The sequence below is a fragment of the Pseudomonas sp. Sample_16 genome (genome assembly GCF_004307665.1).
Lineage (GTDB): Bacteria > Pseudomonadota > Gammaproteobacteria > Pseudomonadales > Pseudomonadaceae > Aquipseudomonas.
In genome coordinates this window covers 174,629-192,712 of record NZ_RCOB01000029.1, presented here as the reverse complement: position 1 = coordinate 192,712, position 18,084 = coordinate 174,629, and the positions used below count along the sequence as shown (strand labels likewise).

Genomic DNA, 18,084 nt, shown 5'->3' with positions numbered 1-18,084 from the left:
TTTCTGGAGTCAGACCTCTTCACTTCAATCATGAAGAAGTAACCGATACCTGTAGGAGCAAGGCTTGCCCGCGATGGGGCCGTCAAGGACGCAAAAAAACATCGCGGGCAAGCCTTGCTCCTACAAGGACGGTGGTGTTTCAAGGAATCAGGCCAATACTTCGCACATTCCGATCACCGAGCAATCGACCTGGAACGGCCCGAAAAAACTGCTCTCAGGTTCGACTGGCGGATTACCGGCCAGCAGGCCCATGCCCTTGGCGATCTCGATATTGCGCGCAATGTTGTGGTTAGCTTCGATGGCCCGCGCTACACCACCTATCGAACCTTGCCCGATCCCCAGCAAGGAAAATCCATTGGTGATGAAAGCCAGGAAGGCGATGACCAGGAGTTTGCATCTGTTCATGCTCCGCCGACTCCTGCGAGGTCAGCCTGATCGACCATCGCCTGTTGGGCGCGGTGTTCAAACTGGATACCAGGATGGGCGACCTGAATCGGCGCTTCGTAGGTTTGTTGTGACTGCGGCGAAAGACTGACAACCAGCACCATGACCAGGTAAAGACCGATAGCCACATAGGCGCCGCGTTTGGCGGAAGTGATGATTGCGTGGGCCATGATGAGCTCCGTGGACATGTTTCAGAGTCCACAGATTCAATCAAAACAGCCCCAAGAACCAACGAGTCTCGTCTATACCAGATATCAACTTCGTTGATCATTAAGCCAGACTATCTCAGTCTTCAATAAAACTGATCATGCGCTCGCGGGCCGCGTCAGGCTCGCCGGAAATCGGCTCTGCCGCTGACAGAATCGGGGTCGAATAGAGAAACAGCAAAACCACGGCCAGACGCATCGCCATATTGTCGATCCTTTTCTTGGGAAGGAGTCAATAAATTCGCGCCAAATTTAAACCGCTGGCCAGATGATATCAAGCGATACCTTGATGGCAATTTGATGCTGTCGTAAATGCGTTATGCAGGAGCGACATCACTTCAGCGCTTTTCGAGTGGTTGACCCTCGATCGGCAAGTGACTTCGCTCCTGCATAAAGGCAGCAGAAAGGAAATTTCAGTGCTGGGTTTTGTGATCCAGCGCGGCGTAGAAGTTAGCGCTTTGTTGCAAGTATTTCTGGGTGTAGCTCTGGGTGTGGGATTTTTTGTCGCTGATTTCAACGTTGGCGCTGGCTGGCAGAGCCACGGTGGCAGAGATGGCGGACGCGGCGATTACGGAGAAGAGATTGAAGTTCATGCTGTATTCCTCGAAGTCAGTTGGCTTGCATGCCCGGTGGGGCCGTGAAGCAAACTTAACCCTCGAAGAACGAGGCCTTGAAATGCTTTGTAGCATTACCACATATCAGCCTCATTGATAGAAAGACGCAGGCCCCGCAAACCGGGGCCTGCGGCCTATTGTCGCAGCAAAAACCTGAGGTCGCTCGGGGCGTCCATCGGCAGTTTTTGTACGGTCTTGCCCAGCAAACCGGTGTTGGCGTCGCGTTCGATGACGACAATCTGGTTACTTTTCTGGTTGGCGATCAGCACGAACTTGCCGCTTGGATCGAGGCTGAATTCACGCGGATGATCGCCCTCCACCGCTCGGCGTTGCAGCTCCTTGAGATGGCCGGTCGCCGGGTCGATGGCGAACACCAGCAACTGATTGGCGGTGCCACGGTTACTGACGTAGAGGAATTTGCCGTCGGCCGAGCTGTGCAGCGCAGCAGCGGCTTTGTCGGTAACCGGCTGACCGGCTGCCAGCTCAACGAGCTGCGTTTGTTCAAGCTTGCCATCGCGGTAGTCGAACACGGCGAGCTGGGCGCTCATTTCCATGGTCAACCAAGCGTGGTTGCCATCGGCGCTGAACAGCAGATGCCGCGGACCGCTACCGGGCGGTAACTGGACGAAGGCTGGCGTGGCCGGGGTCAACGGCAGTTGCGGATTGGCCTTTGGGTCGAAACGGTAGACAAAAACCTTGTCCGCACCCAGGTCATTGGAGAACACGAACTTGCCATCGGGCGATGGAACCGTCGAATGCACGTGCGCTGACATCTGCCGCTCGGCATTGACCCGACTGGCCGGGTGACTGCTCATCTGCACCACGGGCTTGAGCGCGCCATCAGCGCCGATCGGCAACACCGCCAGGGTCCCGCCCGGGTCTTCGGCCACCGAATAATTGCTGACGAACAAATGGCTGGCATCGTTGCTCAGGCTCGAATGCGTCGGCTCATTGCCCAGGCTCTGCACCTGATTGATCAGGCTCAGTGCCTGGCTTTTCGGGTCAATCGAGTAGCTGCTGACACGCCCAACCGGATCTTTCTGGCCCGGGCCGTTTTCGTTGACCACAAACAGGTGCCGCTGATCCTTGGAAAGGGTCAGCCACGACGGGTTTTCGCTTTGAATGACTTGCAAGGGTCTGGCGGCGATCTGCCCGGTTGCGCTGTCAAAATTGAGCCGGTAAATGCCTTGGCTCTGCCCACCGGTGTACGAACCCACGAGCAATTGATAATCATCGGCCCACGTTGCCTGAACGCCCATCGCGCCCATGCTGCCGGCGATTAACAGTGGCCACAGCTTATTCATCCGCAGGTTCATCGTCGTCGTTGTCGCCACTGACGACATCGCCGAGGCACACCAGTCGGTGTTCGCCGTTGTTATCGCTGATCAGCCAGCTTTGCAGTGTGGCGTCGAACGTCGCGGCCTGGATCTGCGCCGGGGTGAACTCCCAGTGCAACGCATTGCGTCCATCCATGCATTCGATGTGCAGATTGTCGTCCTCATCGAGGGCGAATTCGAAGGCATGCAGCCCATCGATTTCCACCATCCCGCAGTGTTCGAGGGCGTTGAGCAAGGTGTCGGTTGCAGCTGTCATGGCAGTCGATCTTTGAATGGGAAAAACGCAATGATAGCTCATGCACTTGATGATTGTTCCACACAAACCTGAGGGAGCGGGCTTGCCCGCGATGACGGTATGTCAGCCAACAATTGCGTTGACTGATACACCGTCATCGCGAGCAAGCTCGCTCCCACAGGGAACCCGGTCGTTAGATGGCCTCGCGCGATGGCTTGCCATCCACCAGCCGCTGAATGCGCAACGGATTGGCATTTTTCAGGGCATCCGGCAGCAGGTTGTCCGGGTAGTTCTGGAAACATACCGGGCGCAGGAAACGATCGATCGCCAGGGTGCCCACCGACGTGCCGCGGGCATCCGAGGTCGCCGGATACGGCCCGCCATGGACCATCGAATCACACACTTCGACCCCGGTCGGATAGCCATTGAGCAGGATTCGACCGACCTTCAGTTCCAGCAACGCCGTCAGTTCGCTGAACTGCTGGAAGTCCGCCTGTTCGCCGATGATGGTCGCTGTCAGTTGACCGTGCAGGCCGTTCAACGCAGCGCTCAGCTGCGCTTGATCCGCCACTTCGACGACGACGGTGGTCGGCCCGAACACTTCCTCCTGCAGTACTTCATCGCCGTTGATCAACAAACTGACATCAGCCTTGAACAACTGGGGTTGCGCCCGGCGTCCCTGCTGCGGTTGACCCGCCAGTTGCTCGATGCCCGGATGATCGAGGAGCTTTTGCAGGCCTTTGCCGTAGCTGGCCAGCGTCCCGGCATTGAGCATGGTTTGCGCCGGTTGATCCGCCATCACATCGGCCAGCAGTTTTTGAAACGCGCTGAACTGAGGCGAGCGAATACCGATCACCAACCCCGGATTGGTGCAGAACTGGCCGCAACCTTGCACTACCGAGGCCGCCAGCTCACGGGCAATGGTCTCGGTACGCACCTGCAACGCCTCGGGCAGGAGGATCACCGGGTTGATGCTCGACATTTCGGCGAACACCGGAATCGGTTGAGGGCGCGCCGCGGCCATATCGCACAATGCCCGACCGCCCTTGAGCGACCCGGTAAAGCCCACCGCCTGAATCGCCGGATGCTTGACCAGCGCTTCGCCGACCCCACCGCCATAAATCATGTTGAACACACCGGCCGGCATCGAGGTTTTTTCCGCCGCCCGGATGATCGCGTCAGCGACGTGCTCGGCCGTTGCCATGTGGCCACTGTGGGCCTTGAACACCACCGGGCAACCGGCAGCCAATGCCGACGCGGTGTCGCCACCGGCAGTCGAGAACGCCAAGGGAAAATTACTGGCGCCGAATACCGCCACCGGGCCGAGACCGATACGGTACTGGCGCAGGTCGGGACGCGGCAGCGGTTGACGGTCCGGCAGTGCCTTGTCGATACGCGCACCGTAGAAATCGCCGCGACGCAGCACGTTGGCGAACAGACGCATCTGCCCACTGGTGCGGCCCCGTTCGCCGATGATCCGCCCTGCCGGCAGTGCCGTTTCGCGGCAAACCAGAGAGACGAAATCATCACCCAGCGCATCCAGCTCAGAGGCAATCGCGTCCAGAAACTGCGCGCGCCGCTCTGCGCTCAAGCTGCGATAAGCCGGGAACGCGGCATCGGCAGCCTTGGCGGCGGTATCGACTTCCTCCGGCGTGGCCTGGATGAAATCATGGGGCAATGCCTCGCCGGTTTCGGCGTCGACGCTCTGCAGCTTGACGCTACCCAACGCGCTGCGCTGGCCGCCGATGTAGTTGTGACCAAGAATCAGGGACATTCAATATTCCTCAAAGTGTGCCAACGGTGCCGGGCTCGAACGCTGCTGCAACCGGTGCGATGCCATTGATCAGCGGCGCGCCGAATTCAGCCTGGCTGATCTCGAACACATCCCCCGGTTGCGTGCGCACGCCATCGGCAAACGACAGCGTTGCAGTGCCGAAGAAGTGAATGTGCACATCCCCCGGGCGCAGGAATTGGCTGTATTTGAAATGGTGGAACTCAAGGTTCGCCAGGCTATGGCACATGTTGGCTTCGCCGCTGAGGAACTCGTTCTGCCACAGGACTTCGCCGTCGCGCAGAATTCGGCTGGTGCCGGCCAGATGCTGGGGCAATTCACCGACCCGCAACTCCGGACCATAACTGCAACTGCGCAGTTTCGAGTGGGCCAGATAAAGGTAATTCTTGCGCTCCATGACGTGATCGGAGAATTCGTTGCCCACGGCGAAACCGAGGCGATACGGTTTGCCGTCATGGCCGATGACATACAGGCCGCTGAGTTCCGGTTCCTCACCGGCGTCTTCGGCAAACGGCGGCAACGGGAATGGCTGGCCGGGACGCACAACGATGCTGCCGTCGCCCTTGTAGAACCATTCCGGTTGTACACCCGCCTGACCTGCGGCGGGTTTACCGCCCTCCACGCCCCACTTGAAAATGCGCATGGTGTCGGTCATCGCCGCTTCGTCACCGGCCTGCTGGTGCATCTTGTCCCGGGCCGAGGCGCTGCCCAAGTGGGTCAGGCCGGTGCCGCTGACCAGCATGTGCGCAGGGTCCGGGTGATCCAGCGGTGGCAGGATGCGCAGTTGTGTCAGCAGTTGCGCGTAATCGTGGCTGATCCCCAGGCCCAAGGCTTGTACTTGTTGCTCAAGGCCAACGCCTGCCTCGATAGCCGCCAGGGCCAGGTCGCGAACGGTGCGGGCGTCTTGCACTTCGCACACCAGGCCATCCTCGACCACACCAACGCGGCGTTCGCCGTTACTTAATTCGAATTGAACCAAACGCATGAAATTTCTCCTGTTATTCCAAACACTTCAGTTCCCTGTGGGAGCGGGCTTACCCGCGATGACGGCTGCACATTCAACATTGATGTGCCAGATCAATTGCTATCGCGGGCAAGCCCGCTCCCACAGGGATGGTGGTGATTTCCGGTTTTGTGTCAGGTACGGGTCGCGCCACGTGCACTGGCCGCAAACTCATCCGCCGGCAGCACATGCTTGCGCTCCAGCAAGCGGTAAACCACGCCAGTCAAGATCAACCCGAACACCATCACGCACGACAGGAAATACAGGCCGGAAGCCAGGTTGCCGGTGTATTCCTTGAGCGCACCAATGACGAACGGGCCGATGTAACCGCCGAGGTTGCCCACCGAGTTGATCAGCGCAATCCCCGCCGCCGCACTGGCCCCGGCGAAGAACCGGCCCGGCAAGGTCCAGAACACCGCCGTACAGGAGAACAGCGCGAACGCCACCAGGCACAGTGCTGCCAGTTGCAGCACTGGCACCGACAGCCAGGCACTGAGGAACAGGCCGATGGCGCCCAGTACATAGAGCACCGCCAGATGGCCGTAGCGATCATTCAATCGGTCGGAACTGCGTGGAATGATCAACAAGCTGATGATCCCGAAAATGTACGGCACCGATGACACGAACCCGGTCACCAGATCGCTGCCGCCGAACTGCTTGATCAACGTCGGCAACCACAAACCGAGGCCATAAATGCTCAAGGTCACCGGCAGGTAGAACAGCGCCAACAACAACACGCGCTTGTCCTTGAGGGCATGCAAAGGGTTGCCATGACGGGTCTGGCCGTACGCTTCGAGGTCTTTTTTCAGTTCGCCGGTCAGCCAGTCCTTTTCCGCCTGGTCCATCCACTTCACTTGCTGAGGGCCGTCAGGCAACCAGCGCAACACGGGCCAGGTCAGCAGGATCGCCGGGGCGCCGATAACGATGAACAGCCACTGCCAGCCGTGCAGCCCAAGCACACCGTCCATGCCCAACAAGCCGCCGGACACGGGACCTGTGATCATCATGGCAATGGGTTGGGACAGGATGAACAGCCCGAGGATCTTGCCGCGATGGCGAACCGGGAACCACTGGGTGATGTAGTACAGAACGCCAGGGAAGAAACCCGCTTCGGCGGCACCGAGCAAAAACCGCATGACGTAGAAGCTGTTCGGCCCTTGGACGAACGCCATGCCAATGGTGATTGCACCCCAGGTGACCATGATCCGCGCAAACCAGCGCCGCGCGCCGAAGCGGTCGAGCATCAGGTTGCTGGGGATTTCCAGCAGGAAGTAACCAATGAAGAACAGCCCTGCACCGAGACCGTAGGCCGCGTCGCCCAGTCCGATGTCGGCGCCCATGTGCAATTTGGCGAAGCCCACTGCGGAGCGATCCACATAGGCGATCAGGTACAGCAGGATCAGGAAGGGAATCAGTTTCAGCGTGATGCGACGAATAAGCCGCAGTTCCTGGCTCATGAGATCGGTCTCCGATTGTTGTTTTTATAGAACCTCGGGGGACGCCTCTCGCGACAAATCGCCAGGACCATCCCTCCGCTGAAAATGACTATATAGTAATACTATTTACTCAACAACACTTCCAAAGCGGCGAATTTGAGCTTATGTTACGCCTCAGCTCGAACAATATAGTCATACAATAAGAGAATCGATCATGTCTGATAAGAAACCCACCCTGCGCTCCGCCCAATGGTTTGGCACCGCCGACAAGAACGGCTTCATGTACCGCAGCTGGATGAAGAATCAGGGCATCGCCGACCACCAGTTCCACGGCAAGCCGATCATCGGCATCTGCAATACCTGGTCGGAACTGACCCCATGCAACGCGCATTTCCGCCAGATCGCGGAACACGTCAAACGCGGGGTGATCGAGGCCGGGGGCTTCCCGGTGGAATTCCCGGTGTTCTCCAACGGCGAATCCAACCTGCGCCCGACCGCCATGCTCACCCGCAATCTGGCGAGCATGGACGTTGAAGAAGCGATTCGCGGCAACCCGATTGACGGTGTGGTGCTGTTGACCGGTTGCGACAAGACTACCCCTGCATTACTGATGGGCGCCGCCAGTTGTGACGTGCCGGCCATCGTCGTCACCGGCGGGCCGATGCTCAACGGCAAACACAAGGGCAAGGACATCGGTTCGGGCACCGTGGTCTGGCAGCTCAGCGAACAGGTCAAGGCTGGCACCATCACCATCGATGACTTCCTTGCAGCCGAGGGCGGCATGTCCCGCTCGGCCGGCACCTGCAACACCATGGGCACCGCTTCGACCATGGCCTGCATGGCGGAAGCCCTCGGTACTTCCCTGCCCCACAACGCCGCGATTCCGGCCGTGGATGCACGCCGTTATGTGCTGGCGCACATGTCCGGCATGCGCGCGGTGGAGATGGTCCGCGAAGACCTGAAACTGTCGAAGATCCTGACCAAGGAAGCCTTCGAAAACGCTATTCGTGTGAACGCGGCCATTGGTGGCTCGACCAACGCGGTGATCCATTTGAAAGCCATCGCCGGGCGCATCGGCGTGGAACTGGATCTGGACGACTGGACCCGCATCGGTCGCGGCATGCCGACCATCGTCGACCTGCAACCGTCCGGGCGCTTCCTGATGGAAGAGTTCTACTACGCCGGCGGTCTGCCTGCGGTACTGCGTCGCCTCGGCGAGGCCAACCTGATCCCCAACCCGAATGCTTTGACCGTGAACGGCAAGTCCATTGGCGAGAACACCAAGGATGCGCCGATCTATGGCGAAGACGAAGTGATTCGCACCCTCGACAACCCGATCCGCGCCGACGGCGGTATCTGCGTGCTGCGCGGCAACCTGGCGCCACTGGGCGCGGTACTCAAGCCGTCCGCCGCGACGCCTGAATTGATGCAGCATCGTGGACGCGCCGTGGTGTTCGAGAACTTCGACATGTACAAGGCGCGGATCAACGACCCGGAGCTGGACGTGGATGCCAACTCGATTCTGGTCATGAAGAACTGCGGGCCGAAGGGTTATCCGGGCATGGCTGAAGTCGGCAACATGGGCTTGCCGGCCAAGTTGCTGGCTCAGGGCGTGACCGACATGGTGCGCATTTCCGATGCGCGCATGAGTGGCACCGCGTATGGCACCGTGGTCCTTCACGTTGCCCCTGAAGCCGCTGCGGGCGGTCCGTTGGCGACGGTAAAAGAAGGCGACTGGATCGAGCTCGACTGCGCCAGCGGCCGGCTGCACCTGGACATCCCGGATGCGGAACTGGCCGCACGCATGGCCGACCTGCAACCACCGCAGCAATTGCTGGTAGGCGGTTACCGTCAGCTGTACATCGACCATGTGTTGCAGGCTGATCAAGGCTGCGACTTCGACTTCCTGGTCGGCTGCCGCGGAGCCGAAGTGCCGCGTCATTCTCACTGACCCCTCTCCACCGATCGTTCCCACGCTCCGCGTGGGAATGACTCAACGGACGCTCCGCGTTCGGCTGTTGACTTGGGACGCAGAGCGTCCCTGGCTGCATTCCCACGCGGAGCGTGGGAACGATCAATCCGCCTCAAGAGTGTGTCGTGCCTGCTATCATGCGCAGCACCTCCACGCACAGGACCGCGCCACTCCCCATGGATTACCGCAAACCCTCCGACCGCAAAAGCATGCACTCGCGTATCGTCCAGGAATTGGGCATGCAGATCGTCTCCGGACGCTTCCTGCCAGACGACAAACTGCCCGCAGAGGCGTTGCTGTGTGAAGAATATGCGGTCAGTCGGCCAGTCCTGCGTGAAGCCACACGGGTGCTGGTTGCCAAGGGTCTGGTGTACTCCCGCCCGCGAGTGGGCACCGTGGTCAAACCGCGTCGGGAATGGCACATGCTCGACCCTGACGTATTGCACTGGCTGATGCAAAGCAGCCCGCAAAATGAATTCTTCAATCTGTTGACCAGTGTACGCAGCATCATCGAACCGGCGGCCGCCGCCCTCGCCGCGCAGTTCGCCACCGACGACGACATCGCCGCGATCGGCGAAGCCTACCAACGCATGGAAACCGCGCCGACGCCTGAAGCCTTGCTGCAACCGGACCTGGATTTCCACAGTCGCATCGCTGACGCTACCCACAACGACTTGCTGGCCAACCTGTGCAACATGCTGTCGGTGGCCATCGCCGAGGCCTTGAAGCATTCCAACCAACGCCCGAACCTGCATGAACTGGCGTTGCCACGGCACAAGGCGATTCTCACCGCCATCGAAAACCGCGACGCCCTGGGTGCGCGGCATGCGACGCTGGTGCAGCTGGATGATGCGCGCAGTGCGTTGAATGTCGTGCTGGGTAGCGATCCCACCTGACCACCACTATCCCTGTGGGAGCTGGCTTGCCAGCGATGGCGGCTTATCAGTTACATCATCGTTCAATGTTAAACCGCAATCGCTGGCAAGCCAGCTCCCACAGGAAGTGTGTCGATCTTCAGATGCAAAAAAGCCGCAACCAGGGTTGCGGCTTTTTCATTGCAGCGTGAATCAGTGAGCGAACAACGAATTGCCCTTCTGCCCTGCCAGTTTCTCCGGTTTGATCAGGAATCGCGCCAGTGCCGGCAACAGCCACAGCGCACCGAACATGTTCCACAGCAACATGAAGGTCAGCATCAAACCCATGTCGGCCTGGAACTTGATAGCCGAGAAGATCCAGGTGCACACGCCGATGGCCAGGCACAGGCCGGTGAACAATACGGCTTTACCGGTGGATTTCAGAGTCTGGTAATAGGCTTCCTGCAACGGCAGACCGGCACGCAGGAAACTTTCCAGACGGCTGTAGATGTAGATGCCGTAGTCCACACCAATCCCCACCCCGAGCGCCACCACTGGCAGGGTCGCCACTTTCACGCCGATGCCCATGAATGCCATCAGGGCGTTGCCGAGCACCGAGGTCAGCACCAGCGGCAGCACGATGCACAAGGTCGCCGCCCAGGAACGGAAGGTGATCATGCACATGACCGCTACGCAGATGTATACCAGGATCAGGATGGTCAACTCGGACTTCTTGATCACTTCGTTGGTGGCAGCCTCGATCCCGGCGTTACCGGCAGCCAGGATGAACTCCAGGTTCTCGGTGTTGTGTTCCTTGGCGAAGTCCTGCACGGCGTGGACCGCGCGATCCAGGGTTTCAGCCTTGTGATCGTTGAGGAACACCAGCACCGGTGCCAGCGAGCAACTGTTGTTGTACAGGCCATCGGCCCGGGCAATCGAGTTGTTCAGCACGTCCGGGTTGCGCGACAGGGTTTCCCACTTCAGGTTGCCTTCGTTCATGCCCTTGATCATTTGCTTGGACACGGTCACCAGGGAAATCGCCGACTGCACGCCCTCGGTGTTCTGCATCTTCCACATCAGCTCGTCGATCGGCGCCATGGCTTCGTAGCGTGAGCAGCCTTCGGACTTGGTCTTGACCATCACCACCAACACGTCAGAGCTGGTGGAATAGTTGTTGATGATGAAGTTGTTGTCCTTGTTGTAGCGCGAGTCCGGACGCAGCTCCGGCGCACCCTGGTCGAGGTCACCGATTTTCAGGTTCTGGCTGTACCAGAGGCCGCCGCCGAACGCGATCAGTGCCAGCGCGATGGATACTGGCGCGACTTTCGGGCTGGCGAAGTTCGACAGCAAGCGCCAGAACGGATGTTCGCGAGTCGCATCTTTCTTGCTGCGCGCAACTGCGCGCTTGCTGATGCCGACATAGGAAATCGCTACCGGCAACAGGATCAGGTTGGTGAACACGATCACCGCCACACCGATGGAAGCACCGATGGCCAGCTCGCGAATCACGCCGATATCAATGATCAGCAGCGTGATGAAGCCCACGGCATCGGCGAGGATCGCGATCATCCCGGGCAGGAACAGCTGGCGGAAAGTCCGGCGCGCTGCGGTCAGGGCGTTGTCCGCCTCACTGGATTGCAGGGCGATGCCGTTGATTTTCTGCACGCCGTGGGAAATACCGATGGCGAAGATCAGGAACGGCACCAGCATCGAATAGGGATCAAGACCGAAACCGAAGAAGTGCATCAGGCCCAATTGCCAGACCACCGCCACCAGCGTCGTACTCAACACCGCCACGGTACTGCGCATGCAGTTGGTGAACCAGTAGAGCAGGATCAGGGTAATGACAAACGCGACCCCGAAGAACATCACCACCATCACCAGGCCATCGATCAGGTCACCGACCTTCTTGGCGAAACCGACGATGTGGATCTTGATGTTGGGGTTCTGCGCTTCGAACTTGTTGCGGATCTTGTCTTCAAGCTCATGGGAGAACTTGCGATAGTCCAGGGCCAGCAACTTGCCCTGGTCCTGCGGGTCCGGATAGGCCTCCAGCAACGGGATGTCGACGATGCTCGACTTGAAGTCGTTGGCCACCAGGCGACCGACCTGCCCGGACTTGAGGACGTTGTTGCGCAGCATGTCGAGGCTGGCCTGGGAGCCGTTATAGCTCTGCGGGATCACTTCACCCCCGGCAAAGCCCTCCTCAGTCACTTCGGTCCAGCGTACGCTCGGACTCCACAGCGACTTGAGGCCGGAACGGTCAACGCCGGAAATGTAGAACACTTCGTCGTTGATCTGGCGCAGGGTCTCCATGTATTCCTTGGAGAAGATGTCGCCATCGGTGGCTTCCACCGAGATCCGCACGGTGTTGCCCAGGTTCGCCAGATCGTTGCGATGCTCCATCATCTTCTGGATGAAGGGGTGCTCGAGCGGGATCATTTTTTCGAAACTGGTGGACGGACGAATCAGCGTCGCCTGCCAGAACAGGAAAATACTGACCAACAGGCAGATGATGATCACTGCCGGGCGGTTGTTGAAGATCAGGCGCTCAAGGAGTGTCGCCTTTTCCTGGTGATGAGTACTCAAGGAAGTCATAGCTGCGCCTTCTTATTATTAACCTGGCTCATTTGCCCGACTCGGTGCCGTTCGGCGAAGTGACGCGAACGCCACCCTGTCCTGCCAGAACCAGATTGCCATTGCCTGCCGCCGTGACCGCCGAGACGGAAATACGATCCGCGCGGTTGACCACTTTGAAGGTTTCACCATCGTCGCTGCTGCGAATCACCGAACCGCCGTTACCGACAATCACGATGGAGCCGTCTTCGAGCAGCGTGCCGCCGGACAGACCGAACTCCAGATCGCCGCGCTCAGCCTTCAACTCGATCTGTTCCCAGTTGCTACCGAAATCGGTCGAGCGATACAGATTGCCACGCAGGCCATACGCCAAGAGGGTAGAAGGTTGCGCGGTGCCGATCACACCAAACAGCGAGCCTTCGTAAGGGCCTTCAAGTTTTTCCCAGGTCTGGCCCCAGTCGGCGGAGCGGAACATGCTGCCCTGCTCACCGACGATGAACAGACCGGAATCCTTGACGGCGGCGATGGCGTTGAGGTGGAACTGGTCTTCGTTGTCCAGGCGATCACTGACGTCTTCCCAGTGCTTGCCGCCATCGCTGGTTTCCAGCAATGCGCCGTAAGCGCCCACGGCAAAGCCGCTGTTGACGTCGCGGAACCAGACGTCGAGCAATGGCGACTCACGCTTGAGGTCTTCGAATTGCTTGGTCCAGGTGACACCGCCGTCCTCGCTGGCGAGGATCTGTGCATCATGGCCGACCGCCCAGCCGTGCTGGTCATCGACGAAAAACACCGAGGTCAGCAATGCCCGGGTCGGGACCTTGGCTTGCATCCAGGTAGCACCCTGGTCATCAGAATACAGAATATGCCCACGATCCCCGACTGCCACCAGGCGCTTGCCAGCGTGGACGACATCGAGCATCAGGCTTTTGCTGGCCTTGGCCGATTCAATGGAATAAACAACGTCGGATGCCGGCGCAGCCGCGGCCAGCACAGGTGCTGACAGCATGGCAGAGCCCAACAGCGAGAGCGCTGTAGCCAGCAACGCGAATTTGCGTAATGCCAGCGGGCGGCAGATACCCACACCCATGACAGGCTCACTCATAGACCTTCCCCCATTATTATTGTTAGGTCATTCAACCTTTCTGGGCGCCGCAAGGGTGCTGACCGGGATTACCTGTTTCAGAGCATAGACCTGAAACCCGCAATCCAGAGCCCCTTCGGAAGCTGGCTTATCCTATCGGTGTTTTCGAAGGGCTGACAATCGACGGCACGTTATGTTTTGTTAACCGCAGGGGTGGTTGTTTTTTCTGAATGGTGGGGTATCAGGTGGGGTGATTGGGGGGCATCTGGTAGAAAGTGGTCGGCTGGCAGGCCGTCATCGCTGGCAAGCCAGCTGCCACAGAAGAGCAAGAGCAAGAGCAAGAGCAGAACGCCATACAACCGCCGTTGCTTCTAACCACTCAACAGGCCGAGCGTTAGCTCGCCTGCAGCTTTTGATCTTGATTCACCCGCCCCATCGGCAGGCTGAGTGGAGGCGTTCATCCGGGGGTGGGCGCGCAGCGCCGTGCGGCGCAGCCGCACACATCGAGAGGAGGTCGTCGCGAAGCAGACCGGAGGCGATGCCCCCGGATGAATGCCGGAGCGAAGGTACCCCGAGCCCCAGCGAGGGGCCGTACGTCAGGGGCGAGCGTTTTTTGCTTACTTTTTTAGGCGCTTGTAAAAAAGTGAGTCGCCGTAAGGGCGAAACCATAAGTGGCCGTTACCGAAGCAACGGATATACACAAAAAACAACCCAGAACCTGGTCGGCCCGAAGGCCGCCAAGGTCAAGATCCAACATCAAGCCAAACTCTTGCTCACCACCTCAAACACATCACTGGACAACTGCCCCGAATTCAAAATCCGCTCCAGCTCGCCCTTCATCAACGCCTGACGCGCATCGTCATACTTGCGCCAGCGAGTCAAAGGCGCCAACTGGCGAGAAGCAATCTGCGGATTGAAGCCGTTCAACTCGATCACCAGATCCGCCAGGAAGCGATACCCGGAACCATCCGCCGCATGGAAATTGATCAGGTTCTGCCCGGCAAACGCACCGATCAACGCCCGCACCTTGTTCGGGTTCTTGATGTTGAACGCCGGGTGCTGCATCAATGCCTTGACCCGCTCCAGCCCGCCCGGCAACGTACTGCCGGCCTGGACACTGAACCACTGATCCATGACCAACGGATTGTCCTTGAAGTGCTCGGCGAAGCTCGCCAGTGCCTTGGCTTTTTGCTCTTCGAAGGGCGAGTTGACCAACACCGCGAGGGCGGTCAGGCGTTCGGTCATGTTGTCGCACGCGGCGAACTGCTCCAGTGTCGCGGCCAATACTTCTGGCTTGCCGCTGAGCATCAGGTACGACAGCGCGATGTTCTGCAAGGCACGGCGGGCGAAATGTTCGGCTTCGGCCACATACGGGGTTTGCTTGGACAAGTCGCGGTTGGCTTGATAACGCAGCCACAAGGCCTCGAACAGCGCATCCGCCAACTGCTTGCGGGCAAACTCGCGGGCGGTGTGGATGGCGTCCACATCGGCCACTTCACTGATTTCGGCCAAATAAGCTTCGCTTGGCAGCGAAAGCATTTCGGCGACCATCGCCTGATCCAGCGACTCATCGGACAGCACCGTACGCAAAGCCGAAACCAGACGCTGATCCAGCACCAGCGCTTCGCCCTTCTGTTGCTGGGCGATCAATTCCTGCAGCACCTGCACCGACAATTGCTGGCCGGCATCCCAGCGGTTGAAACCGTCGCTGTCGTGCTGCATGAGGAACATCAGCTGATCGCGGCTGTACGGGAAGCTCAGTTTCACCGGGGCCGAAAAGCCGCGCAGCAGCGATGGCAGCGGCTGTTCGGCGATGTCGACGAAGGTGAATGTCTGCTCGGCTTCGGTCACCGAGATCACCCGCGAGGTGCCTTGCGCCGACGCTTCACCAGCCAGACGCAGGGCTATTTCAGCACCCTTGCTGTCCAGCAGACCGAGCTCCACCGGGATCACGAACGGCAGTTTTTCGACCTTGTCCGGAGTCTGCGGGCAGCTCTGGCGGAAGGTCAGGCTGTAGGTTTTTGCTGCAGCGTCGTAGGACTCGCTCACTGCCAGTCGTGGCGTGCCCGCCTGGCTGTACCAGCGCTTGAACTGGGTCAGGTCCACGCCGTTGGCGTCTTCCATGGCCTTGATGAAGTCGTCGCAGGTCACGGCCTGGCCGTCGTGGCGCTCAAAGTACAGGTCGCTGCCTTTACGGAAGCCTTCGGCGCCAAGCAAGGTATGGATCATGCCGACCACTTCCGAACCCTTTTCGTACACGGTCAGGGTATAGAAGTTGGAAATCTCGATGAAGCTGTCCGGGCGCACGGCGTGAGCCATGGGGCCGGCGTCTTCGGCGAACTGGTGGGTACGCAGGTACGCCACGTCCTGGATGCGCTTGACCGTCGCCGAGTTCATGTCGGCGGAGAAATGCGAATCGCGGAATACGGTAAAGCCTTCCTTGAGCGACAACTGGAACCAATCGCGGCAGGTCACGCGGTTGCCCGACCAGTTGTGGAAATATTCGTGGGCGACGATCGCTTCGACCCGCTGGTGCGCGGCGTCGGTGGCGGTTTCGGCGCGGGCCAGCACGGCGCTGGAGTTGAAGATGTTGAGGCCCTTGTTCTCCATCGCGCCCATGTTGAAATCGTTGACCGCGACGATCATGAAGATGTCCAGATCGTACTCGCGACCGTAGACCTCTTCGTCCCAGCGCATGGACTTCTTCAGGCTGTTCATGGCGTGCTGGCATTTGTCGATGTTTTCCGGCTCGACATAAATGCGCAGCGCCACGGTGCGCTCGGTCATGGTGGTGAAGGTGTCTTCGACGCACCACAAATCACCGGCCACCAACGCGAACAGGTACGCAGGCTTCATGAACGGGTCTTCCCAGGTCGCCCAGTGCCGGCCATCTTCGCCGGGGCCGCTGGCAATCGGATTGCCGTTGGACAGCAGCACCGGATAGCTGTGCTGCTCGGCGACCACGGTGGTGGTGAACTTGCTCATCACGTCCGGGCGGTCGAGGTAATAGGTGATCTTGCGGAAACCTTCGGCTTCGCACTGGGTGCAGAACATCGTGCCGGACTTGTACAGGCCTTCCAGCGCGGTATTGGTTTCGGGATGGATCTTGACGCTGGTATCGACCGTGAAGGTAGCGCTGGTCGGGTGCAGGGTCAGGTGATTGTCGGTCAGTTGATATTGCGCCGCTGTAAGCTCCTGATCGGCCAGCGTGACCGATAGCAGTTCCAGTTGCTGGCCATCCAGCACCAGCGGCGGCAGGCCCGGACCGCGTTCGGGGTTGCGGCGCATCACCAGTTGCGCGTGGACCAGGCTGTGGTCCTCGAACAACTCGAAGGTCAGGTGTGTTTCATCAATCAGGTACTCAGGGGCCTGATAGTCCTTGAGGTAGATCATCTTCGGTTGTTCGGTGCGCATGCTGGAGTCCTTAACTATGCACGGCGAGCTGATAGGCCGTGTACTTACGAATATTGATCACGCCGGTGTCGAAGATCAGGTATTGGCCTTTGATCCCCATCAGCGTGCCTTCGGCAATCGGATTCTTGTCCAGGTTGAAGCTGACGATTTTCGCCGGATACTGCTCGACCGGAAAGCGGATTTCGAGCGGTTCGACGTCGGCAATCGTCTGGATCGCCTGTAGGCCGAATCGTTCCTGCAATCCTTGCAGGCCCTCGGCGCAGCGATCGAACAACTGGTCACGGATCTGTGGCAGGTCCACCGATATTGCATCGCCCTTGAGCAAAGCACGCCAGTTGGTCTTGTCCGCTACCTGGCTGCGGAACAGGTCTTCGACGAAGCCCGATTGCTGGCGTGTGGAAACCCGCATGATCGGCAACGCCTGGCTGGCACCCTGATCGATCCAGCGGGTCGGCAACTGGGTAGCGCGGGTGATGCCGACCTTTACCCCGGATGAATTCGACAGGTAGACGATGTGATCGGTCATGCAGAACTTCTCGCCCCACTCCGGCTCCCGGCAGGTGCCGGCGTCGAAATGACAGCGCTCGGGGCTCATGATGCACACGTCACACTGGGCCAGTTTGGTCATGCACGGGTAACAGTACCCCTGGCTGAAACTGGTTTTGGTCTTGCGTCCGCAATGGGTGCAGTGGATCGCTCCCAGATATTCCAGGCGCACAGTGGTGCCGATCAAAGGGTTGACCGGAACCTCTGCGTCGCCCAGACGAAATGCGTATTGCACGTTCGGCCCGTCCAGGCGCGCCGACATTTTGCTGATTGCACCGCGGCCAATCTCGATCAATGGATGGCATCCGACTTGAACAGGATGTTGGGCACTTGAATCGACTTGGAGCTGCATTCTTGCGGACCCATGTAGCCAGTACGCTCTTCCTCGGGCAGATTCTGGATTTCCCAGGCGATCATCGCTTGCAGCGACAGTTCGCGTTGCTCGGCGGTGAGCTTGCCACCGTCGGACCATTTACCGATTTCCACCGCCAGCTTCAGGCTCTGGTAGATGTCCGGGGTGATGTTCTTGATCATTTCGTTAAAAGAGGACATTGGGTCTCCGCGTTCTCTATA

Annotated in this window: 16 protein-coding genes; 2 read left to right on the top strand and 14 right to left on the bottom strand. The window is 59.3% G+C overall.

Features of this window, described 5'->3' with window-relative positions:
- Window positions 1–147: 147 nt before the first annotated feature.
- From D8U69_RS04745 to D8U69_RS04710, 9 genes are all read right to left on the bottom strand, one after another.
- Window positions 148–405, bottom strand: coding sequence for a hypothetical protein (locus tag D8U69_RS04745; protein WP_130905664.1), 258 nt, complete (start codon window positions 403–405; stop codon window positions 148–150).
- Complete coding sequence (locus tag D8U69_RS04740; RefSeq protein ID WP_056855531.1) at window positions 402–614, bottom strand: hypothetical protein; 213 nt, start codon at window positions 612–614, stop codon at window positions 402–404. Before D8U69_RS04740 ends, D8U69_RS04745 begins: the two co-directional genes overlap by 4 nt.
- Window positions 615–729: 115 nt before the next feature.
- A complete protein-coding gene (locus tag D8U69_RS29930; protein WP_256590244.1) occupies window positions 730–855 on the bottom strand; it encodes a hypothetical protein in 126 nt (41 codons plus the stop codon).
- Window positions 856–1,063: 208 nt separating this feature from the next.
- Complete coding sequence (locus tag D8U69_RS04735; protein WP_019650041.1) at window positions 1,064–1,243, bottom strand: hypothetical protein; 180 nt, start codon at window positions 1,241–1,243, stop codon at window positions 1,064–1,066.
- Window positions 1,244–1,398: 155 nt separating this feature from the next.
- Window positions 1,399–2,568: a lactonase family protein gene (locus tag D8U69_RS04730; RefSeq protein WP_130906787.1), complete on the bottom strand. Its 1,170-nt coding sequence runs from the start codon at window positions 2,566–2,568 to the stop codon at window positions 1,399–1,401.
- On the bottom strand, window positions 2,561–2,899 hold the full coding sequence (locus D8U69_RS04725; RefSeq protein WP_056855533.1) for a DUF5629 family protein: 339 nt from the start codon (window positions 2,897–2,899) through the stop codon (window positions 2,561–2,563). Before D8U69_RS04725 ends, D8U69_RS04730 begins: the two co-directional genes overlap by 8 nt.
- A 130-nt stretch (window positions 2,900–3,029) precedes the next feature.
- Window positions 3,030–4,610: an aldehyde dehydrogenase (NADP(+)) gene (locus D8U69_RS04720; RefSeq protein WP_130906786.1), complete on the bottom strand. Its 1,581-nt coding sequence runs from the start codon at window positions 4,608–4,610 to the stop codon at window positions 3,030–3,032.
- Window positions 4,611–4,620: 10 nt separating this feature from the next.
- Window positions 4,621–5,613 carry an AraD1 family protein gene (gene araD1, locus D8U69_RS04715; protein WP_130906785.1) on the bottom strand — a complete coding sequence of 331 codons (993 nt, stop codon included), beginning with the start codon at window positions 5,611–5,613 and terminating at the stop codon, window positions 4,621–4,623.
- Between the two features lie 152 nt (window positions 5,614–5,765).
- The gene (locus D8U69_RS04710; protein WP_130906784.1) at window positions 5,766–7,088 is read right to left on the bottom strand and encodes an MFS transporter; all 1,323 of its coding nucleotides are present in this window, start codon (window positions 7,086–7,088) and stop codon (window positions 5,766–5,768) included.
- Window positions 7,089–7,281: 193 nt separating this feature from the next.
- On the opposite strand from D8U69_RS04710, the gene D8U69_RS04705 reads away from it, so the two are divergent.
- Window positions 7,282–9,018 (top strand): IlvD/Edd family dehydratase, encoded by a 1,737-nt coding sequence (locus D8U69_RS04705; RefSeq protein ID WP_075945160.1) that lies wholly within the window; start codon window positions 7,282–7,284, stop codon window positions 9,016–9,018.
- 197 nt (window positions 9,019–9,215) lie between these two features.
- Entirely contained in the window at window positions 9,216–9,935 is a 720-nt protein-coding gene (locus tag D8U69_RS04700; protein ID WP_056855538.1) for a FadR/GntR family transcriptional regulator, read from the top strand.
- Window positions 9,936–10,106: 171 nt separating this feature from the next.
- On the opposite strand, the gene D8U69_RS04690 is transcribed toward D8U69_RS04700, so the two are convergent.
- The 5 genes from D8U69_RS04690 to D8U69_RS04665 all read right to left on the bottom strand — a co-directional run bounded on the left by D8U69_RS04690 (window position 10,107) and on the right by D8U69_RS04665 (window position 18,063).
- Complete coding sequence (locus tag D8U69_RS04690) at window positions 10,107–12,491, bottom strand: RND family transporter (RefSeq protein ID WP_130906782.1); 2,385 nt, start codon at window positions 12,489–12,491, stop codon at window positions 10,107–10,109.
- 28 nt (window positions 12,492–12,519) lie between these two features.
- The gene (locus D8U69_RS04685) at window positions 12,520–13,572 is read right to left on the bottom strand and encodes a YCF48-related protein (RefSeq protein ID WP_130906781.1); all 1,053 of its coding nucleotides are present in this window, start codon (window positions 13,570–13,572) and stop codon (window positions 12,520–12,522) included.
- A 735-nt stretch (window positions 13,573–14,307) separates the two neighbouring features.
- Window positions 14,308–16,965, bottom strand: coding sequence for an aminopeptidase N (pepN, locus tag D8U69_RS04675; protein WP_130906780.1), 2,658 nt, complete (start codon window positions 16,963–16,965; stop codon window positions 14,308–14,310).
- A gap of 10 nt (window positions 16,966–16,975) precedes the next feature.
- The gene (locus tag D8U69_RS04670) at window positions 16,976–17,806 is read right to left on the bottom strand and encodes a DUF2797 domain-containing protein (protein ID WP_130905672.1); all 831 of its coding nucleotides are present in this window, start codon (window positions 17,804–17,806) and stop codon (window positions 16,976–16,978) included.
- On the bottom strand, window positions 17,803–18,063 hold the full coding sequence (locus D8U69_RS04665) for a DUF1315 family protein (RefSeq protein ID WP_056855543.1): 261 nt from the start codon (window positions 18,061–18,063) through the stop codon (window positions 17,803–17,805). Before D8U69_RS04665 ends, D8U69_RS04670 begins: the two co-directional genes overlap by 4 nt.
- Window positions 18,064–18,084 lie beyond the last annotated feature (21 nt).